At 59.5% G+C, this 25,163-nt stretch carries 21 protein-coding genes, 1 tRNA gene, 2 rRNA genes and 1 pseudogene; 8 read left to right on the plus strand and 17 right to left on the minus strand.

Features of this window, described 5'->3' with window-relative positions:
• The first annotated feature begins 214 nt into the window (after positions 1-214).
• Both Q8S60_RS08135 and Q8S60_RS08140 read left to right on the plus strand, forming a co-directional pair.
• On the plus strand, positions 215-1,003 hold the full coding sequence (locus Q8S60_RS08135; protein WP_297773434.1) for an alpha/beta fold hydrolase: 789 nt from the start codon (positions 215-217) through the stop codon (positions 1,001-1,003).
• Positions 1,004-1,095: 92 nt separating this feature from the next.
• Positions 1,096-1,836, plus strand: a complete 741-nt coding sequence (locus Q8S60_RS08140; protein ID WP_012110687.1) for an enoyl-CoA hydratase/isomerase family protein — start codon at positions 1,096-1,098, stop codon at positions 1,834-1,836.
• A 72-nt stretch (positions 1,837-1,908) separates the two neighbouring features.
• Here Q8S60_RS08140 and Q8S60_RS08145 read toward each other — a convergent pair.
• The 7 genes and pseudogenes from Q8S60_RS08145 to Q8S60_RS08175 all read right to left on the minus strand — a co-directional run bounded on the left by Q8S60_RS08145 (position 1,909) and on the right by Q8S60_RS08175 (position 9,082).
• Positions 1,909-3,173: pseudogene (locus Q8S60_RS08145) on the minus strand (cytochrome P450).
• Positions 3,174-3,219: 46 nt separating this feature from the next.
• Positions 3,220-4,335: an LLM class flavin-dependent oxidoreductase gene (locus Q8S60_RS08150; protein ID WP_012110686.1), complete on the minus strand. Its 1,116-nt coding sequence runs from the start codon at positions 4,333-4,335 to the stop codon at positions 3,220-3,222.
• 28 nt (positions 4,336-4,363) lie between these two features.
• Positions 4,364-5,515: an SRPBCC family protein gene (locus Q8S60_RS08155; RefSeq protein ID WP_012110685.1), complete on the minus strand. Its 1,152-nt coding sequence runs from the start codon at positions 5,513-5,515 to the stop codon at positions 4,364-4,366.
• Positions 5,516-5,552: 37 nt separating this feature from the next.
• On the minus strand, positions 5,553-6,341 hold the full coding sequence (locus tag Q8S60_RS08160; RefSeq protein WP_041536539.1) for an enoyl-CoA hydratase/isomerase family protein: 789 nt from the start codon (positions 6,339-6,341) through the stop codon (positions 5,553-5,555).
• Between the two features lie 10 nt (positions 6,342-6,351).
• Positions 6,352-7,509 carry an acyl-CoA dehydrogenase family protein gene (locus tag Q8S60_RS08165; protein WP_012110683.1) on the minus strand — a complete coding sequence of 386 codons (1,158 nt, stop codon included), beginning with the start codon at positions 7,507-7,509 and terminating at the stop codon, positions 6,352-6,354.
• 8 nt (positions 7,510-7,517) lie between these two features.
• A complete protein-coding gene (locus tag Q8S60_RS08170) occupies positions 7,518-8,309 on the minus strand; it encodes an enoyl-CoA hydratase-related protein (protein ID WP_012110682.1) in 792 nt (263 codons plus the stop codon).
• Positions 8,310-8,320: 11 nt separating this feature from the next.
• The gene (locus Q8S60_RS08175; RefSeq protein WP_012110681.1) at positions 8,321-9,082 is read right to left on the minus strand and encodes an SDR family NAD(P)-dependent oxidoreductase; all 762 of its coding nucleotides are present in this window, start codon (positions 9,080-9,082) and stop codon (positions 8,321-8,323) included.
• A gap of 169 nt (positions 9,083-9,251) precedes the next feature.
• Between Q8S60_RS08175 and Q8S60_RS08180 the strand changes: the two genes are divergently transcribed.
• From Q8S60_RS08180 to Q8S60_RS08200, 5 genes are all read left to right on the plus strand, one after another.
• Positions 9,252-9,887, plus strand: coding sequence for a TetR/AcrR family transcriptional regulator (locus Q8S60_RS08180; RefSeq protein ID WP_012110680.1), 636 nt, complete (start codon positions 9,252-9,254; stop codon positions 9,885-9,887).
• A gap of 25 nt (positions 9,888-9,912) precedes the next feature.
• Positions 9,913-10,773 (plus strand): SDR family oxidoreductase, encoded by an 861-nt coding sequence (locus tag Q8S60_RS08185; RefSeq protein ID WP_012110679.1) that lies wholly within the window; start codon positions 9,913-9,915, stop codon positions 10,771-10,773.
• A gap of 40 nt (positions 10,774-10,813) precedes the next feature.
• Positions 10,814-12,454, plus strand: coding sequence for a cyclohexanecarboxylate-CoA ligase (aliA, locus tag Q8S60_RS08190; RefSeq protein ID WP_012110678.1), 1,641 nt, complete (start codon positions 10,814-10,816; stop codon positions 12,452-12,454).
• A gap of 209 nt (positions 12,455-12,663) precedes the next feature.
• Positions 12,664-13,929 carry a cytochrome P450 gene (locus Q8S60_RS08195; RefSeq protein ID WP_012110677.1) on the plus strand — a complete coding sequence of 422 codons (1,266 nt, stop codon included), beginning with the start codon at positions 12,664-12,666 and terminating at the stop codon, positions 13,927-13,929.
• Positions 13,930-14,017: 88 nt separating this feature from the next.
• Positions 14,018-14,485, plus strand: a complete 468-nt coding sequence (locus Q8S60_RS08200; protein ID WP_012110676.1) for a MaoC family dehydratase N-terminal domain-containing protein — start codon at positions 14,018-14,020, stop codon at positions 14,483-14,485.
• A 17-nt stretch (positions 14,486-14,502) separates the two neighbouring features.
• Here Q8S60_RS08200 and Q8S60_RS08205 read toward each other — a convergent pair whose 3' ends face one another.
• From Q8S60_RS08205 to Q8S60_RS08235, 7 genes are all read right to left on the minus strand, one after another.
• Positions 14,503-15,492 carry a PdxA family protein gene (locus tag Q8S60_RS08205; protein WP_012110675.1) on the minus strand — a complete coding sequence of 330 codons (990 nt, stop codon included), beginning with the start codon at positions 15,490-15,492 and terminating at the stop codon, positions 14,503-14,505.
• A gap of 12 nt (positions 15,493-15,504) precedes the next feature.
• On the minus strand, positions 15,505-15,999 hold the full coding sequence (locus Q8S60_RS08210) for an aromatic-ring-hydroxylating dioxygenase subunit beta (protein ID WP_012110674.1): 495 nt from the start codon (positions 15,997-15,999) through the stop codon (positions 15,505-15,507).
• The gene (locus Q8S60_RS08215; protein WP_012110673.1) at positions 15,996-17,408 is read right to left on the minus strand and encodes a Rieske 2Fe-2S domain-containing protein; all 1,413 of its coding nucleotides are present in this window, start codon (positions 17,406-17,408) and stop codon (positions 15,996-15,998) included. The genes Q8S60_RS08210 and Q8S60_RS08215 overlap by 4 nt, the downstream gene beginning before the upstream one ends.
• A gap of 117 nt (positions 17,409-17,525) precedes the next feature.
• On the minus strand, positions 17,526-18,278 hold the full coding sequence (locus tag Q8S60_RS08220; RefSeq protein ID WP_012110672.1) for a glucose 1-dehydrogenase: 753 nt from the start codon (positions 18,276-18,278) through the stop codon (positions 17,526-17,528).
• Positions 18,279-18,334: 56 nt separating this feature from the next.
• Entirely contained in the window at positions 18,335-19,945 is a 1,611-nt protein-coding gene (locus Q8S60_RS08225; protein ID WP_012110671.1) for an acyl-CoA synthetase, read from the minus strand.
• 152 nt (positions 19,946-20,097) lie between these two features.
• On the minus strand, positions 20,098-20,490 hold the full coding sequence (locus tag Q8S60_RS08230; RefSeq protein WP_012110670.1) for a Zn-ribbon domain-containing OB-fold protein: 393 nt from the start codon (positions 20,488-20,490) through the stop codon (positions 20,098-20,100).
• Positions 20,487-21,662, minus strand: a complete 1,176-nt coding sequence (locus Q8S60_RS08235; protein ID WP_012110669.1) for a thiolase domain-containing protein — start codon at positions 21,660-21,662, stop codon at positions 20,487-20,489. The genes Q8S60_RS08230 and Q8S60_RS08235 overlap by 4 nt, the downstream gene beginning before the upstream one ends.
• Before the next feature lie 1,029 nt (positions 21,663-22,691).
• Between Q8S60_RS08235 and Q8S60_RS08240 the strand changes: the two genes are divergently transcribed.
• The gene (locus Q8S60_RS08240) at positions 22,692-24,341 is read left to right on the plus strand and encodes a recombinase family protein (protein ID WP_012110667.1); all 1,650 of its coding nucleotides are present in this window, start codon (positions 22,692-22,694) and stop codon (positions 24,339-24,341) included.
• Here the strand turns inward: Q8S60_RS08240 and Q8S60_RS08245 are convergent.
• The 3 genes from Q8S60_RS08245 to Q8S60_RS08255 form a co-directional block, all read right to left on the minus strand.
• Positions 24,298-24,374: transfer RNA gene (locus Q8S60_RS08245), tRNA-Met, on the minus strand. The two genes, Q8S60_RS08240 and Q8S60_RS08245, sit on opposite strands and share 44 nt — an antisense overlap.
• Positions 24,375-24,506: 132 nt before the next feature.
• A 5S ribosomal RNA gene (rrf, locus tag Q8S60_RS08250) occupies positions 24,507-24,621 on the minus strand.
• Positions 24,622-24,719: 98 nt separating this feature from the next.
• A 23S ribosomal RNA gene (locus tag Q8S60_RS08255) occupies positions 24,720-25,163 on the minus strand; the annotation flags it as partial.

The following is a 25,163-nucleotide window of genomic DNA, read 5'->3' on the forward strand; positions in this document are numbered from 1 at the left end:
CTGATCAGGGAACGGTTGGAAGAACCCGACTACAACACCGTCGTCCGTGTTTGCAACGCCCTGTTAATTCATCATAATGGATTTCGGCCTTTGAATACACATATGAAAACATGGAAAAAAGCGTTTGATGTCAGCAAACCGGACCTTGTTCATCCTTGCCCAAAATCTCAAAATCGCGGCGGACGCATTCGGCCCCGACCAGGCGCGTCCGGTTATGCTCGCCCATGGCGGCGGGCAGACACGCCATGCTTGGCAAGCCTGCGGTAGAAGGTTGGGGGAAAACGGGTATTACGCCCTCTCCGTCGATTTGCGCGGGCACGGCGAAAGCGACTGGTCTCCGGACGGAGACTACAGGATGGAGCGTTTCGCGGAGGATCTCCTCGACGTCGCGGACGGCTTCTCCGTGCCTCCTGTCCTGGTCGGCGCATCTCTGGGCGGCATCGCGGGCATGATCGCGCAGGGAGAATACGCAAAGGCCGGACGGCGCGGGTTTGCGGCGCTGGTCCTTGTCGACATCACCCCTCAGATGAACATGGAGGGGGTTCAAAAAATCCTCGGATTCATGGCGTCAAATCTGGAAGAAGGCTTCGCCTCGCTTGAGGAAGCAGCCGATACGATCTCGCGCTACATGCCCGGTCGGCCTCGCCCCAAAAACCTGAGCGGACTGGCGAAGAACCTTCGCCTCAGGGAAAACGGCCGCTACTACTGGCATTGGGATCCACGTTTCATCACCGGCACACAAAAGCCGCAAGGCAGCCGCGAACCCGAACGCCTCCAAATGGCGGCACGTTCCCTGAAAATACCGACGCTCCTTGTCCGGGGCCGCGACAGCGACCTCGTGACGGTCGAAGCGGCGCGGCAATTCGCCGAAATTGTTCCTCATTCCGAGTTTATCGATGTCGCAAATGCGGGCCATATGGTAGCGGGCGACAAGAACGACATATTTACAAGCGCCGTTCTGGATTTTCTGACGCGAATGGCGCCTGCCGCGAGCACATCGTAGCCCCACGGGTGGATTCATTCACGCGTGTACGTCTTCGACAGATGAAGACAACCCAAACAAATAAAAATCGAGAAGAAGAAGGGAGAAAGCCGATGTCGAATCTGGTTCTTCGCAAGGACAGCGGGCGTATTTGTACGCTGACGCTCAACCGTCCAGAAACCTTGAACGCGCTCAATGTCTCGCTGTTCGAGGAACTGCGCGAGCATGTGGATGCGCTTCGTGGACAGGTTCACGAGGTGGCATGCGTCATCATCACGGGCGCGGGCAAGGCTTTTTCAGCCGGCCACGATCTGAAGGACATCCAGAAGGGCGAGCGCCCGCCGGAACCGCATTTCCAGGCGAAGACCATTCAGGCGCTGGCCGAACTGCCGCAACCGGTCGTCGCCTGCATCCGCGGGCATTGCTATACTGGCGGACTGGAGCTTGCGCTCGCGGCAGACATCATCATCGCCGCGCGCTCCGCCAAGTTCGGCGACACGCATAGCAAGTGGGGACTGAGCCCGCTCTGGGGCATGACGCAAAGACTGCCGCGTCGCGTCGGGCTGTCGAAGGCCAAGCAGATGATGTTTACCTCCGATATTTTCGCGGCGGAGGCGGCGGAGCGTATGGGGCTGGTCGACATTTGTGTCGACGATGTCGAACTGGAACAGGCGACAAACGACCTTGCTCAGCGTATCGCCGCCAATTCAACCTACAGCAACCAGGTCAACAAAGGTCTGCTGAGCGCGACCGACGGCATGACCGCCCAAGCGGGGATGGCCTACGAACTCGCGCATAGCCCCGGTGCCTGTTACGACGCGCGCGAACGGGTCGCCTCATTCGGAAAAAAATGACGGCGGGCCACGCGCCGCGCCGCCTTCGACCTTATGTGGCGGGTGGAAGTTTTCCACCCGCCTCCTCCAGGTTCAGCCCGGGATTCTTACCGGCAATGCCTCATAGCCCTTGATGAAGTTGGAAAAGACCCGCTTTGGTTCATCGACCACTTCGATCGGCTTGTCGGGCCAGCGCTTCAGGATTTCTTCCCAGACAATGCGGAGTTGCATTTCCGCCAAGCGGTTGCCGACGCAGCGATGAATGCCGAAGCCGAAGGAGAGATGCTGACGCGGCCTTGCACGATCGATGATGAAACGGTTCGGCTCGTCGATCGCCTCCTCGTCCCGGTTACCCGAGACGTACCACATGACAACCCTGTCACCCTTCTTGATCCGCTTGCCGGCCAACTCGGTATCCTGTAGCGCGGTGCGGCGCATGTGGGTGAGCGGCGTCTGCCAGCGGATGATTTCCGGTATCATGGTTTCAACGAGCGCCGGATTTTCGCGCAGCTTCCTGTACTGATCCGGGTTCTCGTGGAGCGCGAGCAAGCCGCCGGTGAGCGAATTGCGGGTCGTGTCGTTACCGCCGACGATCAGCAGAATGACATTTCCCAAATACTCCGCCGGACTCATGTTCTTGGTGGACTCACCCTGGGCTAGCATGGTGATAAGATCGCCGCCCGGTTCGGTCGCGTTGACGCGCTGATTCCACAACTCGGTAAAATAGGCGGCGCATTCGAGAAGCTCTGCTTCGCGGGCTGCCTCGCCTTCCGGTGTCTTGAAGGCTTCCTCCGAGGTTGCGACGTCGGACCAGCGGGTGAGTTTCCGGCGCTCTTCCCAGGGGAAGTCGAACAGGGTGGCGAGCATCTGCGTCGTCAGCTCAATCGACACGCGATCGACCCAGTTGAACGTCTCGTTCACCGGAAGCGAATCGAGAATCTTGCCGGCGCGCTCGCGGATCGTGCCTTCGAGTTTGGCCAGATTGGCCGGAGCGACGATCGGGCTCACCACCTTCCGCTGCGCGTCGTGCTTCGGGGGGTCCATTGCGATGAACATCGGAAGCTTCAGACCCGCATTATTGTCGCGAATCGTAATCCCCCCTGCTCGACGTCGGACGAATAGACGCCATGATTGGTCTCGACATGCATGATGTCCTTGTATTTTGTCACGGACCAGAAAGGTCCATAAGCGCTTTCCGCACAATAATGCACGGGATCCTCGCGACGCAGCCTTTCGAAATACGGCCACATCCGATTGGACCTGAAGAGCTCCGGATCGCTGACATTGAGTTTGTCGAGCGGAATGGCATATGGATCGTCCAAGGACTGGACGCGTTCGGCTACGTTCATGCTGCTCATGATCTTATCCTCGTTTGTGGACGAATATTCACCGGCGCAACCACTCCTATTCGGCGGCGATTGTCACGCGACCGCGCATGCCGCCGACACTTCCATTGACTTCCTGACGCTTCAGACGCGGTAAAACCTTTTCCGCGAAAAGTTTCATGTTTTTGGTGGAAAGTTCCTGCGGCATGCCGCCATAGCTGAAAATGGAAATCAGCCCCGCCGCATCGACGCGCTTTTGGTTTTCCATGATCTGCTCGTAGACCTGATCCGGCGTGCCCCAGACCTGAAGCTTCGCCAGAAAATCGACAAACTCGTCGACTCCGTGCTTTTCGATATTCCGGGCGAGCGCTCCGTAATACTCATAGCCCTTGATGTCCGCGAGCCCCTTGTTATGAAATTCGTAATGGTTCAGGGCCGAACGGCTGTATCCCCTTATGTATTTTTCGTATATCTCCTGAGCGACCGATGCGTCCTCATGACAGGCGATGAAACTGGCGATGATCGGCTTGGGCGCCTCGGTACTGTTTATCTCCCTGTAGATTTCCCGGTAGTTGTTGAGTTCGGCGACCGTCGTTTCCCAAGGCTTCTGAGCGATGATCAGAATGCCAATGCCGAGCCGCGCCATGATGCGCGCCGACTCCGGCGAAACCGCCGCCGCATAGGTCCGGCCGCGGAAACTCTGGAACGGGAACGGCCTGATGGCCGTTCGGGGCTGTTTGTAAAACTTCCCGTTCGCCTCGATATAGCCCGTTTCGAAGGCGTTCAGAATTGCCTCCGCATATTCGACGAAGCGTTCGCGGGATTCACCCATATTGATGCGGAAGCCCTCGAACTCGATCCGGCCGAGGCCGCGGCCAACGCCCAGAATGGCGCGGCCTTTCGAAACATGGTCGAGCACCAGCACTTCTTCCGCGAGCCGGACGGGATCGTGCCAAGGCAGCACCATCACCATCGAGCCGAGACCGACCCTATTGGTACGGCCAGCCATATAAGTGAGAAACTGCGCCACGTTCGGGCACATGGTGTATTCGTCGAAATGGTGCTCGGCCGCCCATATAGAATCGAAGCCGAGCGGCTCGGCCATGTCGGCCATCGCGATTTCATGGGCGTAGACCTCCTGGTCGGTATAACCGCCAGCGAGGTTCTGAAAGAACGTACTCATGCCGACATGCATGGGAATCTCCTTTTTGTTCAATTCCGCTTCACACGGCGTTTATCCCCAGCGTCTTTTTTATCGACCGGTGGAAGTATGCAAGAGCCGGCTCGTTGGCGCCGAAAGTCACAAAATCTTGTGCACCCGAGTGAAAATCACGCTGGATATTTTCCGCCAGCGGAAAATCTTCCTGCTGCACGGTCGCCATCAGCAAGTCCATGTTCTTGGTCCAGTACTTTCTGGCCTTGTCGGTCACGGCGGGTTCGGGCGTATAGAGAGAGACGTGCATTTTTGATTCATCCACGCTGTCGCCCGGATAAACCCTCCACGTCTCCAGATGATCGCCCTGCATGATGAAGACCGTATTCGGAAAGAGCACGTATACAAGCGCGGAGTGGCGGACCAGATCCCACTCGCTTTCCGGCCTCTGGCGCAACGCGTCGATCGTCTTGCGGGCGCCAATCATGCGCAGATTTCGTGCCATGCCGTCGAACGTGCCGAGGTTCGAGTGCAGGATCGGCGCGATCGTATTCTTGTGAAGTGTGCTCAGATGGTAGGTTTCGAGAAACGTGTCGATCACGAGCTTCCAGTTGAGGCGGGCCCGGAGCACGCGTGTCTCGTAGTGGCTGTAACTCGCAAGGCCGAACGCGACGAGATCGTCCGCCATCCCCGCAAGATGGCCGTCGATGTCGATCGACCCGCCGGGCGTCGGCATGACCCAGATCATGCCGTATTTCTCCACCACCGGCAGAGGCCGCAAGCCGTTGCTCGTCTTGTCGACGCTCTCGAAGCCCTGCTCGAACGGTATCGACCTCAGCCTGCCGCTCCGGTCGTAGGTCCATGCGTGATAGGGACAACTGAACACGGTCTTGCCGCTGCCGCAGCCCGACGCAACGCGCGCGCCACGGTGGCGGCAGACATTGATGAAGGCATTGACCTGCCCCGCTTCATTCCGCACCACCAGGATCGGAACGCCCGAAAAATCGTCGGTTACATAGTCGCCGGGATTGGGCAATTCGCAGCTCAATCCGATCAGGAGTGGCTCATGCCGGAACAGCATCTCCCGTTCTCGGCCAGCCTGATCCGGACTGGTGTAGTCACTGACATGATGACGATACACGGCATCGCCCATCGCGGTCTCACCCGCGTCGAGATAGCCGAAGATCTTCCGCAACTGCTCGACCTGGGCTTCGTGTTTCATGATCGCACTTCTCCCGAAGAGGTCCCTTGATTATCCGTCAGCGGAATAATGGTTCCCGGCGCTCCCGGAACGCCGCCAGACCTTCCGAAACATTTTCGCCCATCAGCGCGTCCACGACTGCGCTCCGTTCCATATCCAGACCTTCCTGGAGCGATCCGTCGAGCCCGTTTCTGCAAAGCTGCTTCATGGCGGCAAGACCGCCCGGATTCTTTTTGGCGAGGTCGGCACAATAGGCTTCCGCCTTGCCGGCAAGCGCGCTGTCGTCAACGATATGGTTCACAAGCCCCCAGGCCAGCGCCTCGTCTACCTTGAGCCAGCGGCCGCTGAACATCAGATCAAGGGCACGCCGCGAACCGACGATGCGCGCGAGACGCTGCGTGCCGCCCCAACCCGGCACGAGCCCGTAGCGGGCATGCTGGCATCCCATCTGCGCCGACTGCCCCGCAAAAACCACGTCACATGCCATCATCAATTCCAGCCCGCCCGCAAGACACAGACCGTTCACCGCGGCGACAATCGGCAGAGGTGAGACCTCAAGACGGCGCAGGACGCGATGACCGCCCGTGATAAACGCTTCCAGCCGACCCCGCTCCCTGCGAGCGTCGAGGACCTCGTCAAGATCGGCACCGGTGCAGAAGTGCTTGCCACGCGCGAGCAACAGAACGGCACGAACCTTCCTGTCTCCCTCGAACATTGCGAGAGCCTCGTCGAGACCGGCCATGACAACCGACGAGAGGCAATTGAACTTGTCAGGCCTGTTGAGCGCCACGATTCCGACGCCGTCTCGCATCTCGGTCTGGACCGGGGCTTCCGCGGCGCTAGTCATATCGCCTCCCTCACGCATAAGGCACGGCCACCCGGCCGACTTTCTCGCGCGAAATGATCATCTTCTGGATTTGCTCGGTGCCGTCGCCGATCTGAAGCCCCATCACGTCGCGCAATCTCTGCTGATGAGGCAGATCAGTGCTGTAACCGCCATGTCCGTGCGTGAGCAGGCAACGGTGGATGACCTGGAAAGCCGTCTTGGGTGCCCACCATTTGCACATTGCGGCTTCGGCGGTATGCGGCAAATCATTGTCGCGGAGCCAAAGCGTCTTGTAGCAAAGCAGACGCGCCGCCTCGAGCAGCGTCTGGGCTTCGGCCAGCGGTTCCGTGACACCCTGATATTTGGCCAGCGGATTGCCGAAGGCAACGCGCTCGGTCACATACTTCCAGGTCTCTTCCAGCGATGCGAAGGCGGGAGCCAGACATTGCAGGCCGATCAGCGCGCGGGAATAATCGAACCCCTGCATGACCTTCCGGAAACCTTCGCCCTCCGGGCCGACCATGTAGCGCGACGACACATTAACATTGTCGAAGAATACCGAACCGCGGCCGACCGCTTTCGAACCTACATCATCGAAGCTCGAACAGGTGATACCCGGCGCGTCGAGCGGCACCAGAAAAGCCGACACACCGCCAGCGCCCGGATTGCTTTCATCCGTGCGCGCGAGCACAAGAATGTAATCAGCCTGCTCGGCCATCGAGATCGAGGTTTTCTCGCCCGACAGGACGTAGCCGTCGCCATCGGCGCGCGCTTTCGTCTGCAGATGCGCTGCGTCGGAGCCGCCTCGCGGCTCCGTCAGACCGAGCGCGACGATCGCCTCGCCCGAGCAAATCTTCGGAACGATTTCATCGGCGACTTCAGGCCTTGCATGCGCGGCGACGATCGATCCCATCAGCGAACCCAGGAGCTGGACATAACCGACGCTAATGTCGCCGCGTGATATTTCCTCGATAATAATGCCGGTCGTAACGCTATCGAGTCCCGGCGCCCCGAATTTTTCGGGCAAATCGGCGCCGACGAGGCCAAGCTCGCCCATATCCCGGACGAGCTGTCGATCGATCGCTCCGGCGGTTTCGCGCACCTTGTAGGCGGGCGCGAGCCGCTCGCGCGCAAATCGTGCGGCGGTATCTCGAATGGCTCCCTGGTCGGACGTAAAGGCAAAGTCCAAGATACCACCTATTTCATATGCTTGCGGAATTCCGGCTTGCGCTTTTCATTGAGCGCGTTGACGCCCTCTTTCGACTCCGCCGAGTTGTAGTAGAGGCGGAGCGCCTGCATGCCAAGACCGCCAATGCCGCGAATATTATCGCTGTCGGCGTTGAACGATTTCTTGGCAATCGCAATCGCCGTCGGGCTACGCTCGACAAGCTCGGCGCACCAGGCATCCACTTCCTCATCCAGCTTGTCGTCGGGAACGACCGCATTGGCGAGACCCATCGCCAGCGCCTCGCGCGCCGGGTAACGCCGGCACATGTACCAGATTTCGCGCGCCTTCTTCTCCCCGACCACGCGGGCGAGATAGGCGGTGCCGAAGCCGGGATCGACGGAGCCCATCTTGGGGCCCACCTGGCCGAAGATTGCGCTCTCGCCCGCAATCGTCATGTCGCACAACGTCGCCAGCACATTGCCGCCGCCGATGGCGTAGCCCCGCACCTTCGCAATCACCGGCTTGGGCACGTCGCGAATGACCGTGTGCAGTTCCTCGACCGGCATGCCGATGGTTCCGCGCGTCTCGCCGTCGCCATAGGAACCGTCATGATCCGATTGATCGCCGCCGGTGCAAAACGCCTTGTTGCCCGCGCCAGTCAGCACGATCGCACCGATCTCCTCGCTCCAGCCCGCCTTCAGAAAAGCGTCAATCAGTTCGACGCAGGTGCGGGGGCGGAACGCGTTATAGACCTTCGGACGATTGATGGTGATGGTCGCGACGCCATTTTTCTCGTCATACAGGATGTCTTCGTAGTCCATGAAAATCCCCGTCAACCGTGCATTGAGAGACCGCCCGAGACGCTGATCGTCTGGCCGGTAATGAAACTTGCATCGTCGCTCAGAAAGAATGCGACCATGCCCGGATAATCGTCCGGTTGCGCCAGGCGGCGCATCGGGATCGCCTTGGTGAGCGCTTCGGTCAGACGTCCGCCGCCCGACGCATCCACGGAGGCGAGCAGCGGCGTGTCCGTCGGCCCCGGACAGATCGTATTGAAGGTGACGCCCTTCCGGGCGAACTCGCGCGCCATCGTCTTCATGAAGGCGATGACGCCGCCCTTGGCCGCGGAATAGACGGCCTCGCCAGACGAGCCCACACGGCCCGCATCCGACGAAATGCTGACGACCCGACCGGCACCCTGCTCGGCAAGCCGACGCGCAACGACATGAGTGAGATTGAGCGGCCCGTAAAGATTGATGTCGATCACCTTTTTCCAGAAATCAGGCTCTGTCTGGATAAAAGGCTTCGCCTCGTCCCAACCGGCATTGTTCACCAGTCCATAAACCTGGCCGGCCGCCTTTTCGAACGCATCGACTGCCCGCGCCACTGCCGCATAGTCGGTGATGTCGACCTTATAGGCCCAAGCCTCTCCACCCTTCTGGCGAATTTCGGCGGCGGCGGCCTCGGCACCCTTCTCGTTCATGTCGAAAATGGCGACCCTGGCACCCTCTTCGCCAAGCCTGAGCCCAATCGCCTTTCCGATACCGCTTGCGCCGCCGGTAACGATGACCGGCTTCTGATCGAGTCCTCGCATGTTAGTCGCCTCCCTCGCTGCACCGCTTCAGACACATTTTTAACTTTGCCATAGCAATGGCGGCACATTTTTTCTAATACTAGTTCGATTTTCGAGGGAGGCGCAACATGTTTCGAACGTACATTAGATTTACGATCGGCACCGCCAAACAGGCGGCGAGGGGGCGTTTGTGACGAGCGAGCAAAGCAAATCCGACATCAGCCGCGCGAGAATACTGGACGCCGCCGCCAAGATGTTTCGGCAAAAAGGCTACGCGGCGACGACCCTGATCGAAATCGCGAGAGCCGCAGGCATGCAGGCGGGCAGCCTCTATTACCATTTCGGTTCGAAGGACGAACTCCTCGAGGAAGTTCTCGACATAGGCATGAGGCGGGTTCACGAAGCCGTCGAGGAGAGCCAGGAACGTCTGCCTGCGGATTCATCTCACCGCGACCGAATTCGCGCCGCCGTAGAGGCGCATCTCACCACACTTCTGAAGCATGACGACTACACATCCGCCAATATCCGCATTTTCGGACAGGTCCCCGAAGAGGTGCAACAGCATCACATCAGGCAGCGCGACGCCTACGCCGAACTCTGGCGGCACATTTTCACCAAGGCGCAGAAATCGGGCGCATTGAGCAGCGACGTCAATCTTGGCGTCGTACGCATGCTGCTGATGGGCGCTCTCAACTGGTCGGTCGAATGGTACCGTCCCGGCAGAACGTCCATTCAGGCGATAGCCGATCATATGTGCCTGATGCTGTTCAACGGAATCGGGATCGAAGAACCCGCACAAAGCAGGGAAAACGAAACAGTCACGTGACCGAAAACATTCGAGGGAGACGCGCATGGAAGTTCAGAAGACTCGATTCGGGTTTTCCGATGAGGAACTGAAGGCTCTACCCACGGTTTATCGAGCTGATCTTTTTTCGGGGAAAACGGTCGTCGTTTCCGGCGGCGGCAGCGGTTTCGGCAAGGCGATTGCCTGTCTTTTGGCACGACTGGGCGCAAACGTCGCCATATGCGGGCGCAACGAAGAAAAACTTGCCGCGACGGTTTCACTTCTGGAAAGCATGGGCGCGCAGGTCTTCAGCCGGTCCCTGACCATACGCGATCCGGATCAGGTTGACGGTTTTATTGAAGCGGTCTGGGATAAATTCGGCGCGCTCGACCTTCTCGTGAACAATGCCGGCGGCCAGTTTCCGCAAATGGCCCTCGACTTCAAGGTCAAGGGATGGAACGCCGTCATCGACACCAATCTCAACGGCACCTGGTACATGATGCAAAGCGCCGCGCGGCAGTGGGTCGAAAGAAAGACCCCCGGCTCGATCGTGAACATCATCGCGGACATATGGCGCGGAATGCCGGGCATCGCGCACACATGCGCGGCGCGCGCCGGTGTTGCCTATCTGTCCAAATCGGTGGCCGTCGAATGGGCACCCCATCGCATCCGCGTCAACTGCGTCGCACCGGGCGTCTGCGAAACGAGCGGTTTTGCGCAATATCCACCCGAAGGTCTCAAGACCTATCCTGGCGCAAATCCGATGCTGCATGTCGGCGACGCCCACGACATCGCCGAGGCTGTTGCCTATCTCGCCTCGCCGGGCGCCAAGTTCATTACCGGCGAGGTATTGACGGTCGATGGCGGCGAGCAGCTCTGGGGCGACCCGTGGCCCCCCGGACGACCGGATTATTTCCAGCCAAAGTAATGCCTGGAGTTCAAGCCCGCCTGCGAGGGGAGCGTTACCGATGTTCGATCCAATTCTGACCAGGAAGCGTGTCGAGGCGATGAACGCCGGCGGCTTCTGGCCGGGCAAGACCGCCGCCGACTATCTCGACGGTTGCATCGCCAAAATGCCGGACAAGACGGCCGTCGTCGATTTCAACTCCATGACGAACAAGGCCACCCGCCTCAGCTACCGCGATTTAGGCAAGATCGTGGAACGTATCGCGGTCGGCCTCGCGGAACTCGGCGTGGAGAAAGGCGATGTTGTTTCCTGCCAATTGCCGAACTGGTGGCAATTCACCGCGCTGCATCTGGCTTGCGTACGGATCGACGCCGTGACCAATCCATTGATGCCGATTTTTCGCGAGCGCGAATTGTCCTTCATGCTTGGCCTTGCGGAAAGCAAGGTACTCGTCATCCCGCGCACCTTTCGCGGCTTTGATTACCCTGCCATGGTGGCCAACATCCGGGCCGGCCTGCCGCAGCTGAGGAATGTGCTCGTCATCGGCGGCGACGGCGAAACCAGCTTTGAGAAAGTCCTTCTTGATACGCCGTGGGAGCAGCGGCGCGACGCCGGCCGTCTCTTCGCGGCGCGACGGCCCGATCCCGACGACGTAACGCAGTTGATGTATACGTCCGGCACGACCGGCGAACCGAAAGGCGTCATGCATACGTCGAATACGCTGCTCTCCAATATCCTCGTCTGCGCCGAGCGCCTCGGGCTCGGCGCGGACGACGTGATGTTCATGGCGTCGCCGATGGCGCACCAGACAGGCTTCATGTACGGGCTGGCGATGCCCGTTCTGGCCGGAGCGACCGCCATTCTGCAGGATGTGTGGGAGCCGAAGCGCGCCTCCGCGTCGATCTCCCGCGAAGGAATCACCTTCACCATGGCGTCCACGCCGTTCCTGTCCGATCTGACCGAAACGGTGGCGGCGGACGGGAGCGACGTATCCCGTTTGCGCATCTTCCTGGTGGCAGGCGCCCCCATCCCCCGCGCGCTTGTCGAGCGGGCGCGGCAAATCCTCGGGGCGAACATCGTGTCGGCCTGGGGCATGACCGAGAACGGCCTGGTGACAACGACATGCCTCGACGATCCGGACGACAAGGCGATCAATACTGACGGACGCGCGCTGCCAGGCATGGAAGTCCAGGTGGTCGACAGCGAGAACAAACCCCTGCCCGCCGGCGAGGAGGGCATGCTCAAGGCTCGCGCCTGTTCGACTTTTGTTGGCTATCTCAAAAGACCGGACTGGTACAATCACGACGCGGAAGGCTGGTTCGGCACAGGCGACCTGGCGCGGATCGACGGCCAAGGCTATATCCGGCTGACCGGACGCTCCAAGGACATCATCATCCGCGGCGGCGAGAATATCCCCGTGGTCGAGATCGAAGGCCTGCTCTTCCGTCATCCCGACATTCAGGATGTAGCGATCGTCGGCGTACCGGATGAACGGCTGGGCGAACGGGCATGTGCGTTCATCGTGCCGAAGCCCGGCCGCGAGGTTGGCTTGCGCGAGGTGGTCGCCTTCCTCGAAGAGCACAGGGTAGCGAGGCAATACCTGCCGGAACGGGCGGAAATCGTCGGCGAACTGCCTCGAACACCGAGCGGCAAGGTACAGAAGTTCAAGCTGCGCGAGATCGCCGTCGCCCTGCCGGCATGACATTCCGCAGGCAGCCGGTGGCGGAAGGCCGGCAACAGGCGTGTGACGGACTGTTCGGAAAGTTGGCGACACCGCGTCGCCGCCCAATGAATGCAACCTGACAATCCACGGAAATATGCTTATAATGATTTGGTGGGAGAGAGTCGGCTAACCAGCATCCCATATGTCACGCCTTCTCAGGCTTCTGGAAACACAATGGAGACGCCGTCATGAGTGAAACCCTGGTTGCCGCTCGAGACAAGTCGATTGCGGACGCCTACGCGATCCCGCTTGAAAAAATCGATGTCAGCAATCCGGAACTCTTTAGGGCGAATGCGATCTGGCCGTATTTCGAGCGGTTGCGCCGCGAAGATCCGGTCCATTACTGCAAGGAAAGCGAATACGGCTCGTTCTGGTCGGTGACAAAATACAAAGACATCATGCATGTCGACACCAACCACGGCATCTATTCGTCCGAAGCCACTCTGGGCGGCGTCGCCCTCCGCAATCAGGAAGAAGGTTTCTTCCTGCCCATGTTCATCATGATGGACCCGCCGAAGCACGACGCGCAGCGCAAGGTTGTCAGCCCGATCGTCGCGCCCGGCAATCTGGCGAAACTTGAAGGCACGATCCGCGAGCGCGCAGGCAACATTCTCGATTCCCTGCCTGTCAATGAGACTTTTGACTGGGTAGACCGCGTGTCAATCGAGTTGACGACGCAGATGCTCGCTACCCTTTTCGATTTCCCTTGGGAAGAACGCCGCAAGCTCACCCGCTGGTCGGATGTCGCCGCCGCAGGCACCGCCTTCGGCGATGAGGAGACCGAGAAGGCCCGCAGGAATGAATTGCGCGATTGCGCCGCCTACTTCACCGAGTTGTGGAATCAGCGCGTCAACGCGACCGAGCCGGGAAACGATCTCATCACTATGCTGGCTCAGGGCGAAGCGACGAAAAACATGGGGCCAATGGAGTATCTGGGAAACGTTCTTCTCCTGATCGTCGGCGGCAATGACACGACCCGCAACTCGATCACCGGTGGCCTTCTGGCCCTGAACGAGAACCCGGTTCAATACAAGAAGCTGCGGGACAACCCATCGCTCGTCGAATCCATGGTCCCCGAAATCATCCGTTGGCAGACACCCTTGTCGCATATGCGCCGCACCGCGCTTCAGGACACGGAGCTTGGCGGCAAGCAGATCAAGAAGGGAGACAAAGTCGTCATGTGGTACGTCTCGGGCAACCGGGACGAGGAGGCAATCGAAAACGCCAACAGCTTCATCATTGACCGCAAGCACCCCCGCCAGCACCTGTCCTTCGGCTTCGGCATCCATCGCTGCGTCGGCAACCGGCTGGCGGAAATGCAGCTCCGCGTCGTCTGGGAGGAAATCCTGAAACGCTGGCCCGACAAGCCGATCGAAGTGGTCGGCGAACCGACGCGGGTTTTTTCAAATCTGATCAAGGGTTACTCGAGCATGCCGGTCAGAATTCCAGGCTGAAGCAAAACACCGGAACGCATTTCCCGGCCTCAGTCACAGGATGTCGCGGGCGGGACCGTGTCGCCGCCGCTACCTGCAAGGAGAGGGCATGCGAAAGATAGGCCTCGGCATGTGCTGGAACGACCTCACCGTCGGCGAGGAATTCCGCACCATCGGCCGGACGATCACCGAAACCGACCTGGTCAATTTCATCAACACGACAGGCATGGTGGAAGTGCTCTTCACCGATGTCGAATATCTCAAGGCCCACGGCCCCATGAACGGCCGTGTGGTGCCCGGCGCGCTGGTCTATTGCATGGCCGAAGGTTTGCTCGTCCAGTCGATGATGCAGGAGACGGGCCTCGCCTTCCTGCACATGGAGTTCAACGTCAAGGGACCTACCTTTGTCGGCGACACGATTCATGTGGAATGCAAAGTGCTTCAGGCGCGACCGACATCCAGGGGGCGCGGTCTGGTGCGCACCCGCAACCGGATCGTGACCCAGCGGAACGAAACGGTGATCGAATATACGCCGTTGCGAATGATGGCCGGCCGGTTCGACGCCTCCCGAACATAAAATCCGGTATCCGGCCGTCAGCGTTCCTCGGGAAATCCTCGGCCCGCGGCAAGAGAGGCCGCCGTGCGCATGGCGCTCAGCATCATCGCCGGATCGGCGGTGCCCTTGCCCGCAATGTCATAGGCCGTTCCATGCGCGACCGTCACATGCAGGTAGGACGGCCCGAGGATGATGGCGCAATTGCCGGAAAAGCCCCATGTCTTGACCGCGATGTGTCCCTGATCGTGATACATCGCGAGGACGATGTCGTATCGGCCTTCAACGCATTGCCGGAACACGGAGTCGGGACTTACGGGCCCTTCGGCATCTATGCCTTCCGCCCTCGCCCGCGCGACGCCGGGCGCGATGGCTTCGCGGTCTTCATCTCCCATCGCGTGAGGGTTGAGTCCCGCGACGACAATCCGCGGGCGGGCGATCCCCCAGTTCCGCATAGCGCCGTCTATCTGCCGCAAGGCAAGCGCCACGAGATCGGGGCTGATGATTTCGCAAACGCGCCGGAGCGGAATATGGTCGGTCAGATGCGCGACGCGGAGCGGACCAGTCAGCAGAACAAGATAGCTTTCGCCGGGTGTCGGACTGACGATGCCCGGCACCTTGCGGGCAAGTTTGAGGGAGCCGGAGCTGATTGGTCCCATGACGCCAGCCGCGATGGCGCCGCCGGATGCAAGGGCACTCATTTCGTCGAGCCACAGCGCCGATGCCTCCCCGCCGCGCACCGTATCCTCCGCGAGCGGCAGTTCGGACGCTTTCAAGGCGCCTGAATCGATGATGTCGACGATAGCAGGGTCGTCGCTCAGATCGTCGATCGATCGGGTCACCCGCACGCTGCACGACACGCCGGTGATTTCCACGGCGCGCTCCATTGCCGCCGCGCTGCCGATCAGGACGGGAATGGACAGCTCATGCACATGGCCAGTCGCGAGGGCGCGGGCAATCACCTCGGGACCGACCCCTGCCGGATCTCCGATCATCGTGCCGACAATGGGTCGCGCTTGCTTGCTGTTCACGTCCTGCTGTCCTCAGACGTTGTAGACATCGATCATCGTGTCGGCGACGTCGTTCAGAACGACGGTCTTTTTCCGGGCGATAAGCCAGGTATCGCCGTGCTCCGCCAGATCGTATTCCGCCCATCCGTAGTAGGCGAGGGTTCGATCCTCGCGAACCGACTGAACCGTCCAGGAAGTTCGCGCATGGACGCCACCTTCCCGTCCCTCGACGGAAAGCAGCGTAAACATGTGGCAGGTCCGCATGAGCGGCATCGTCGCGGATGACCGGCGCGATCGAATGCGGTAGATGCGATCCTCCAGACCGGCACGGCTTGAATAGTAAATCAGCGAGATTTCGCTCTGCGGATCGACCGTGAGTTCCCCATCATCGTCCCATGCCGGCAACCAGTATTCGGCGTCCTCGCGATAAAGCGCCAGCCAATCATCCCATTTCCGCTCATCGAGGCAAAGCGCTTCCCTGCCAAGAAACCGCTGCACCGAAATCCAGCATCGTTCGCCGCTCGTCATTCTGCGGCCCTCGAACGATCGTTTTCGCGAGTGAGGGACGCTTCCGCCCGCTCCTGCGCGATCGCGTGTTTCATCCGCTCGATCCACTCCTTGTGCATGGTGACGAAAAGTCCTTCATCGGCGACATTGATGCTGCTCATGGTCGCGTCGATGTTGAGCCCCTTGCCAAACTTCCCCGACCCTTGAACGCTTCTCGTTGCCCCGCGCGACAAATCGTTATAGCGACCACCATCGCGGCCATACGCGATCTGGCAATTGTTGAACTCCGTCAAATCGTCGGGCGTGGCCATGCCGCTGGCATTGAAGAAATCCTCATACTGTCGAATGCGCATCGCCCGCGCCCGCGCACTTTCTCCAACCGGCGCGATGCAATATGTCGTTATTTCCGTTTCATCGACCGAGATCGGACGCACGATACGGACTTGTGTGCTGACCTGATCCATCAGGAACACATTCGGAAACAAAAGAAGATTTCGTGTGGTTTCGGTCATCCAGCGGGAGCGCTCCTCGCCGAATTTCCGCTTGTACTGGTCGACAAACTCAAAATTGGGCCGGGAGGCAGAACTGGCCGACGCGTTCCAGATCAAAGCGTGTCCGTGATCGAATGAGAAAAAACCGCCCTGATCCGTCTTCATCCACGCGGATACGTTTGCGCTCTTGGTGGTGTTCGTTGAACCGCCCGTCATTCGGTTTGCGACGGTCAACAGGTAGTTGGAATGCACGGTCGGCACGTGATACCCGTCGAGACCGTTCTCGGTCTGCATCTTCCAGTTGCCGCGATAGGTATACCGCCCGACCCCGCGGATGATTTCAAGCTTCCCTTCCGGCGACTGATCCACCATGAGATCGATGAAGGTCTTCGTACCCGCAAGGTAATCGCTCAGCGGTGGCACGTCCTCTGAAAGGCTGGCGAAAACGAATCCCTTGTAGGATTCCAGGCGTCCGACTTCGCGGAGACCCAGATCGCTCCGGTCGAAATGTTCCGGATATGCGCCATTTTCCTCGTCTGTGACATTCAGCAGCGCGCCATCGTTGCTGAACGTCCAGCCGTGAAACGGGCATGTGAATGTCGCTCGCCTGCCCCGTTTTTCCCGGCACAGCCGCGCGCCGCGATGCGTGCATGCATTTATAAAGCATTTCAATTCGCCCGACCGGTTCCGGGTCAGAAGCACAGGTTGACGACCGATTGTCAGGGTCAGAAAGGCGCTTTCGTTGGCGAGCTGGCTTTCATGGGCGAGAAACACCCAGTTGCGCTCGAAGATGTGCTTCATCTCAAGAGCGAACAACTCGGGATCGGTGAATATGGCGCGGTCGAGCATGAAGCGCCCGCTCGACGTATCCTCGACAAGCCATGAATCGAGACCGTGGCGAATGCGATCGAATGGGTTGCTCACGCCGGATGTACTCATAATGCTTCCTCCCTCGCCTTTTGGCCGGCCACGAGACCGGCACGCGATTGTTTTCCGCCCCAGCGACAAACCGGCTTCGACCTTCAATGCATTCAGAGTCCATCGCATCGCAATGCGTCACATGGTCGTGTAGCCTCCGTCGACGACAACCTCGGAGCCTGTCATGTAGGACGACTCGTCGGATGCCAAAAACAGGACCGCATAGGACACCTCGACGGGTTCGGCCGGCCGACCAATAAGCGTGGCGCTCAAGACCTGTTTGGCGACATCCGCATCGCTGAGAATATCCTTTGTCATATTCGTGCGGATGATTCCGGGGTGCACGGAATTCACGCGAATCTTGAAAGGCGCATAATCCACAGCCGTCGATTTCGTCAGCAAGCGAACGGCGCCCTTCGATGCCTGATACGCCGCCGTGGCGGGCGCACCGATCAGTCCGTAGATCGAGGAAATATTGACGATCGAACCGCCGCCAGCCGCCTTCATCGCGGGTAATATATATTTCGTGCCATAGAATACGCTTTTTACATTGACGTCGAGAACACGTGCGAAGTCTTCATTCGAGGTGTCCTGCACAGCAGAAAAAACGAGAATACCGGCATTGTTCACGAGGATGTCGACGCGTCCGAAAGTGGACTTCGCCTGCTGTGAAATCCGCTCCCAATCCGAGACGCTCGACACATCGTGCCTGAAAAATCGCGCCTGCCCACCGTGATCGTTGATCTCCTCGACCACGGCGTTGCCGCCCTTCTCGTCCATGTCGGTCACGATCAGCGTTGCGCCTTCGCGCGCAAGCAGCAAGGCGTGGGAACGCCCCATGCCGTTGGCGCCGCCCGTCACAAAGGCGATTTTCCCGTCTACCCGTCCCATGCAGTCCTCCCGTTGGGATGCCGCGCCGACTCCGGCGCTGTCACTCAAATCGTCGTCTAGGCAACCCCAAGCTCGCGTTTCGCGAAATCGGTAACGCCCTTGTAGTCGGCCTTGCCGTTCGGCGCGCGAAGAGGCACGGCGCCGACCAGAATGCGCTTGGGCGTTTTGTAGCCAGCGAGATGCGAGCGGACGTGCTTGCGCAAATCCTCTTCGTCGAACTTCGCGCCGCTCGCCAGCATGACGATGCCGGTGACCGCCTGACCCCATTTCTGGTCGGGCACACCGACGACAAGCGCATCCTCGACGGCGGGATGCGTCTTCAGAATTTCCTCGATCTCCTCCGGGTAGACCTTCTCGCCCGCCGTGTTGATGCAGACGCTGCCGCGTCCCAGCAATGTCAGGCTGCCGTCTTTTTCCACAACGCACCAGTCGCCGGGAATGGAATAGCGGGCCCCGGCGATGGTCTTGAAGGTCTTGGCGGTCTTTTCCGGATCCTTGTAATAGCCAACGGGAATCGGGCCACCCAGGGCGATGATGCCCGGCTTGCCGCTGCCGGGTTCGACCGGCTGATCGCTTTCATCGAACACGCGGCACCGGCCGCCGATCTGGAACCTGGCGGTCTTGACCTCGCCGGCGCTCGTCATGATCGAACTGCCGAAACCGAGTCCCTCCGAGGCACCGAAGGAATCCATCAGAATGACATTCGGCAAATGCCTGAGCAGGCCGCTCTTCACTTCCGTGCTCCACATAACGCCGGAAGAAACGATCGAGACGACGCTGGCCAGGTTGTATTTGCCAGGCGCCTCGTCGAGCGCCGCCAGCATCGGCCGGGCGAAAGCGTCGCCGACGATCGCCAGCGAATTGACACCATGGCGCGAAACCACCGACCAGAGTTCATGCGCGTCGAGGGTCGGGCTCTCCAGCGTGACGATGCAGCCGCCGCTCATCATATTGCCGATAGCCGTAATCAAGCCGGTGCCGTGCATCAGCGGGCAGGCAGGCATCGCCTTGGGCCCCGAACCGGAAGTCTTGATAAATTCGACCAACGCGGGAAGTGTCTCCGGGATCGGACCCAGCGCTCGAAGCGTCGTAAGCTGCGCTTCGCGCATGTCGTCGTGGCGCCACATGACGCCTTTGGGCATGCCCGTCGTGCCGCCCGTATAGATGAAAAGCATATCTTCTATCGAACGCTCGATGCCGAGCGGCGCACCATCTCCACTGGTGACGATCTTTTCGTAATTTTCCGCGAAGGGCGCGGCGGATCCGTCTTCGTTTACCTCAATGAAAGTGGCGACTTTCGTCAGCCGGTCTTTCAGTTCGACGATGATGTCCCGGAACTCGGAACCGTAAACGACCGTTTGCGCGTCGGAGTCATTGAAGATGTAGAAAACTTCGTCCGCCTTGTAGCGGTAGTTGATGTTGACATGGACAAGACGGCTCTTGAAGCAGGCCGCCATGGTCTCGACATATTCGGGTCGGTTTCGCATATAGAACGCGACCTTGTCGCCGGGCCTGGCGCCGCGCGCGATCAGCGCGCGCCCGAGATTGTTGGACCTCCGTGTCGTTTCTGCCCATGTGATTACCCGATCGCCATGAATAAGGGCGGGCGCATCCTGCGGCAGAACCGCCGAAATACTGTCGAGAATGTCACCGAAATTCCAAGCCATATGATCCTCCCTGAAAAATCCGGTCCTCGGGGTCGGCTTTTTTTGCGATCAAGCCGTTACGTCCCTAACCGTGCGTTGTCTCAACCGACCCGTCGCCGGAATTCCGGCAGGAAGTCAAACCCACCGGAATGCCGTTCAATGAAAATTCCGCATCATGCGGACGTGAACACCGGCAGCGCGTATCCGTCGCCAGCCTCGGAAAATTTGACCCTGACTTTCTGTCCGATGCGAATCTTGTCGATTTCGCAATCGACGATATTCGTGAGCATTGCAACCCCTTCATCAAGCTCAACATAGGCGATGACATAAGGCGGCTTGGCTTGCCTCGTGACCGAATAGCTGTAGATCACGCCGTTGCCCGAAGCCTCGACGAACGCGGTGTCCTCCGAGAAGCAATGCGGACAAATAGTCCGCGGATAGTGGTGCACCTTGCCGCAGGCGTTGCAAGCCCGGATCAGGAGTTGCCCCTTTGCGGCACCTTCCCAGTAGGGCTTGCTCTCGGAATTGACGACAAGATTGATCTTGTTTTTCTGCTCGGTGCTCATGCGTCTTCGTTCCCCAGAATAACGGTTGCGCTGCCCATACGCGATCCCAGAAGCCCGCCGGTTCCATGCGCGAGAGCAATATCGCAATTGCGAACCTGAACCTTCGGATGAGCCTCACCGCGAACCTGACGAACCGCTTCGAGAACCTTGGTCATGCCGCCGCGATTGCCCGGGTGGTTGTTGCACAATCCCCCGCCATCCGTGTTGAAGGGCAATTTGCCGACGCCGGAAATCAGATTGCCGTCCGAGACGAACTTCCCGCCCTCACCTTTTTTGCAAAAACCCAGATCTTCGAGCGTTTCCAGCACTGTAATAGTGAAGGAATCATAGACGGAGGCGTATTTAATATCGGCGGGCGTGACGCCGGCTTCAGCGAACGCTTTGGGTCCGCTCCAACGCGCGCCGGAATAGGTCAGATCGACCTGGCCCGCCGCGAGATGCTTGGGCGCCTCACCGGCACCGAGAACCTTGACGCGGGTACGCTTCAGCGACTTCGCCACTTCCGGGCTCACCATCACAATGCCGCCACCACCGTCGGTAATGACGCAACAGTCGAGCCGGTGCAACGGATCGGCAATCATCGGCGAATTGACGACATCCTCCACGGTCACAACGTCGCGGAGCCTGGCATGTTCATTGTGCTGGGCGTGATGGGATGCGGCGACCTTGATCCATGCGAGTTGCTCGCTGGTGGTGCCGTATTCGTACATATGCCGCATCGCACACATGGCGTACATATTCGTGACGTTGGGGCCATAGGGCATTTCGAACGGAAAGTCCGGCGCTTGCTGGTTGTAGTAACGGACGGGCTTACCTTCTTTCGCGTCGGCAACCGGCCTGCCTGCCAGCGTGATCAGCGCCACATTGCAATGCCCCGCGGCTATGGCCTGCGCTGCGTGATTGACATGGACGATGTAGGAAGACCCGCCGGTCTCCGTGCTGTCCATATGACGCACATTGTTGAGGCCCATATATTCGATCATGTTGATCGGGCCCAACCCCGGTGCGTCGCCGGCGCAGAAATATGCGTCAACATCGTCCTTTGAAAGACCAGCGTCCGCCAGCGCACCCTTCGCGATCTCGGCGTGAAGTTGCGGCAGCGTCTTGTCCAGCGCCGCGCGGCACGGATGCTCGTAGATGCCGACTATGTAGGATTTTCCGTTGATACCCATCCCTATCCCTTATCATGAATTTCATATTGCTTACCGCATTCAAGGGGGATACGTCCACCCCGTCCACGAAAGGCAGAAGCGCCGGTTATGGCCGATCGGAAGAACAGATCGAGCGAGGGGGGGGAACGGATTGGGGACGGTGAGGATTGAAAACGTGGGCGGCGTCAGGACCATCACGCTTGCACGCGTCGAAAAGTGGCCTGCCCCCCCGAAATGCCACCAATCAAAGGCTAAACCCACCCCAAATTCGGTTTGGCCAACTGAAGTGGTCCCGCAGATGCCCGTGCGGCATAGCCGCCCCGGCATATCTGCCGTCATTCACCCGTGTCGGGGCGCTGGATTCCTGATTATCTCCGCGCTCTCGGACCTGCTCAAGAAACCAGCAACTTCTGCTGACGCTTCACCGCACACGCAGAGAACACGCAATCCTCTAAACGACAGCCGGCGAAGGTAAATCTCCCAAATCCATCGCTGGACGAACAAGACGCATTTTCTCAAGTACCAAGACGCTTACCGATGTTGACGCGTATTGCGGAGTTAACACTTTTGCGCCCACAATATCCTTTAGTGCGCTCTATCGGTGCACATGGAATGCACACGCGATCGCATTCCATCGCGGACCGGGCATGCGAAATCGCCCATCGAATTTTCTCCACGCCCATTTCATCTTTTTCCGCGCCGACAAAGCCACAACTACGACGAAGCAGGCCCAACTACTTCTAAGTCTTTGATGTGGCTTTGCTTCTTGTTGATCCCCTGCTGGCAATCGCCAGATATTGATGGTCGCATCCGACACTGGATGCCATGTCAGATGGATGGCAAGATGGCAAAGCGTAATCGAGACGGGCGTCGGCCCGCCGACGGCAATGCGGCAAACTCGGACGTCGACCCTGATCTTGAGAGAATCCGTCTTGCGTTCGTCCCTCTGGTGAAATTGCTTGCTCGGCAAGCAGCACGGGAGTGGTTGCGATCAGCGGCGAACAGAATTACGCCCAAGGAAGAGAAGGAGCAATCAGGACAGGAGTGAGCATGTCCCGTGTCGCCCTCTACGCCCGCTACAGCAGCGACAATCAGCGCGATGCGTCGATTGAAGATCAGTTGCGGCTCTGCCGGCTTCATGCCGAGCGCCAAGGCTGGAAGGTCGTCGATAGCTACTCCGATCGCGCGATCTCCGGCGCTTCACTTCTTCGTCCGGGAATTCAGGAGTTGATCTCCGACGCGCAACGTCAGCATTTCGATACCGTGCTGACGGAATCCCTCGACCGGCTTTCTCGCGATCAGGAAGATATCGCCGGCCTCTACAAGCGCATGCGCTTCGCCGACGTACGGATCGTCACTCTTTCGGAGGGCGAGGTCAGCGAGTTGCATATTGGACTCAAGGGAACGATGGGTGCGCTCTATCTCAAGGACCTTGCCGACAAAACACGTCGAGGTCTGCGCGGTCGCGTCGAAAACGGAAAATCAGGCGGCGGCCTCTGCTACGGCTACGACGTCGTCCAGCGCTTGTCCGAGAGCGGAGAGCCGGTCCGCGGCGACCGAACGATCAACGAGTCCGAGGCCGCTATCGTCCGGCGTATCTTCCGCGACTATGTCGCCGGCAGCTCATCACGAACGATCGCCCAGGTGCTGAACCGAGAGGGCGTGCCCGGTCCCTTCGGCAAGGCGTGGGGGCCGAGCACCATCCACGGCAATCCAAAACGCGGCACCGGTATTCTCAATAACGAACTCTATGTCGGCCGGCTGGTGTGGAACCGCCAGCGCTACATCAAGGACCCGGACACCGGCAGGCGCGTCTCACGCGCCAACCTTGAATCCGAGTGGGTTGTCCAGGACGTGCCGGACCTTCGGATCGTCGAGCAGGCTCTCTGGGACCACGCCAAAGCGCGCCAGGAAACGATGGCGCTCGGGCCACAAGAGCCGGGCACCAACCCGCTCGTCGACCGACGCCGGCCCAAGTATCTTCTCTCCGGGCTTGTCAGATGTGGCCGCTGCGGCGGTGGCTACTCGTTGATCTCGAAGAACCTGCTCGGTTGCGCCGCGGCGCGGACCAAGGGGACCTGCGACAACCGGCTGAACATTCGTGTCGAAACGCTTGAGGCATCGGTCCTGAGCGGCCTGCGCACGCACCTGATGGAACCGAAGCTGTTCGAGACGTTCTGCGAGGAGTTTACGCGGGAGGTCAATCGTCAGCTCATCGAGCGCCGGACGACACTGGTCGCTCAACGCAAGGAAGTCGAGCGCATCGAACGGGATATCGATCGCGCCATTCAGGCGATCTTCGACGGTGTGCCGGGCGCACAGCTCAAGGACAAGATAGGCGCGCTCGAGACGCGCAAGGCGGAGTTGACGGCGATCCTCGCCGAGGCCAAGGAACCTCCCGCTCTCCTTCACCCCAACATGGCGCACCTGTACCGCAAGCGCGTGGCTACGCTTCATGATGCCCTGCAGAAGAAGGAGGCCAAGAGCGAAGCAAGCGGCGCCATTCGCGCGCTCGTCGACCAAGTGACGCTCGTTCCCGAAAATGGCGAACTGACGATCGTGCTTAAAGGCGACCTCGCCGCCATGCTCTCCTTCGCAGCCAACAAAAAACCCGGCTCCATTTCTGGAACCGGGTTGCTTGCATCGCAAGTATCGTTGGTTGCGGGGGCAGGATTTGAACCTGCGACCTTCAGGTTATGAGCCTGACGAGCTACCGGGCTGCTCCACCCCGCGTCAATTTCGTATCGACCGATCCCGCTTGCTCGCCCGCACACGCGATCGAGACAAATGGGTCAGGATGAGTGGCGGATGGCCGCGAGACGGCTCGGATCGGAAAGAAGGGACTGAACGATATGCGCTTGGCAGGCCTGGCAGCGACCTACTCTTCCATGCCTTAAGACATAGTACCATTGGCGCTGAGGAATTTAACGGCCGAGTTCGGGATGGGATCGGGTGTAGGCTCCTCGCTATAACCACCAGGCCGGCGAAGGGCATATCGTCAGGGTTCGAATGATTATCGTTGTTTGGTCTGTTGTCGTTGTCTTGTCTCGCTCACGGAATGAGCAGAGATAAATGAGAGTAATCAAGCCAATCGAGCGATTAGTACCAGTAAGCTCCATGCGTTGCCGCACTTCCACACCTGGCCTATCAACGTGGTCGTCTTCCACGGCTCTCAAGGGAAAACTGGTTTTGAGGTGGGTTTCCCGCTTAGATGCTTTCAGCGGTTATCCCGTCCATACATAGCTACCCGGCTGTGCCGCTGGCGCGACAACCGGTCCACCAGAGGTATGTCCATCCCGGTCCTCTCGTACTAGGGACAGATCCTCTCAATTTTCCTACACCCACGGCAGATAGGGACCGAACTGTCTCACGACGTTCTAAACCCAGCTCACGTACCACTTTAATCGGCGAACAGCCGAACCCTTGGGACCTGCTCCAGCCCCAGGATGTGATGAGCCGACATCGAGGTGCCAAACCTCCCCGTCGATATGGACTCTTGGGGGAGATCAGCCTGTTATCCCC

Source organism: Parvibaculum sp., from assembly GCF_030694575.1.
GTDB lineage: Bacteria > Pseudomonadota > Alphaproteobacteria > Parvibaculales > Parvibaculaceae > Parvibaculum.

Bases quoted from the DNA above. Each gene is read 5' to 3' on its own strand.
- Q8S60_RS08210 (WP_012110674.1), bottom strand. From the start codon at position 15,999: ATGACGAGCGGCGAACGATGCTGGATTTCGGTGCAGCGGTTTCTTGGC.
- Q8S60_RS08230 (WP_012110670.1), bottom strand. From the start codon at position 20,490: ATGAGCACCGAGCAGAAAAACAAGATCAATCTTGTCGTCAATTCCGAG.
- Q8S60_RS08135 (WP_297773434.1), top strand. From the start codon at position 215: ATGCTCGCCCATGGCGGCGGGCAGACACGCCATGCTTGGCAAGCCTGC.
- Q8S60_RS08150 (WP_012110686.1), bottom strand. From the start codon at position 4,335: ATGCATGTCGGCATGAGTACGTTCTTTCAGAACCTCGCTGGCGGTTAT.
- Q8S60_RS08175 (WP_012110681.1), bottom strand. From the start codon at position 9,082: ATGCGAGGACTCGATCAGAAGCCGGTCATCGTTACCGGCGGCGCAAGC.
- Q8S60_RS08140 (WP_012110687.1), top strand. From the start codon at position 1,096: ATGTCGAATCTGGTTCTTCGCAAGGACAGCGGGCGTATTTGTACGCTG.
- Q8S60_RS08195 (WP_012110677.1), top strand. From the start codon at position 12,664: ATGAGTGAAACCCTGGTTGCCGCTCGAGACAAGTCGATTGCGGACGCC.
- aliA (WP_012110678.1), top strand. From the start codon at position 10,814: ATGTTCGATCCAATTCTGACCAGGAAGCGTGTCGAGGCGATGAACGCC.
- Q8S60_RS08160 (WP_041536539.1), bottom strand. From the start codon at position 6,341: ATGACTAGCGCCGCGGAAGCCCCGGTCCAGACCGAGATGCGAGACGGC.
- Q8S60_RS08170 (WP_012110682.1), bottom strand. From the start codon at position 8,309: ATGGACTACGAAGACATCCTGTATGACGAGAAAAATGGCGTCGCGACC.
- Q8S60_RS08200 (WP_012110676.1), top strand. From the start codon at position 14,018: ATGCGAAAGATAGGCCTCGGCATGTGCTGGAACGACCTCACCGTCGGC.
- Q8S60_RS08185 (WP_012110679.1), top strand. From the start codon at position 9,913: ATGGAAGTTCAGAAGACTCGATTCGGGTTTTCCGATGAGGAACTGAAG.
- Q8S60_RS08220 (WP_012110672.1), bottom strand. From the start codon at position 18,278: ATGGGACGGGTAGACGGGAAAATCGCCTTTGTGACGGGCGGCGCCAAC.
- Q8S60_RS08225 (WP_012110671.1), bottom strand. From the start codon at position 19,945: ATGGCTTGGAATTTCGGTGACATTCTCGACAGTATTTCGGCGGTTCTG.
- Q8S60_RS08240 (WP_012110667.1), top strand. From the start codon at position 22,692: ATGTCCCGTGTCGCCCTCTACGCCCGCTACAGCAGCGACAATCAGCGC.
- Q8S60_RS08155 (WP_012110685.1), bottom strand. From the start codon at position 5,515: ATGAAACACGAAGCCCAGGTCGAGCAGTTGCGGAAGATCTTCGGCTAT.
- Q8S60_RS08215 (WP_012110673.1), bottom strand. From the start codon at position 17,408: ATGAGTACATCCGGCGTGAGCAACCCATTCGATCGCATTCGCCACGGT.
- Q8S60_RS08235 (WP_012110669.1), bottom strand. From the start codon at position 21,662: ATGGGTATCAACGGAAAATCCTACATAGTCGGCATCTACGAGCATCCG.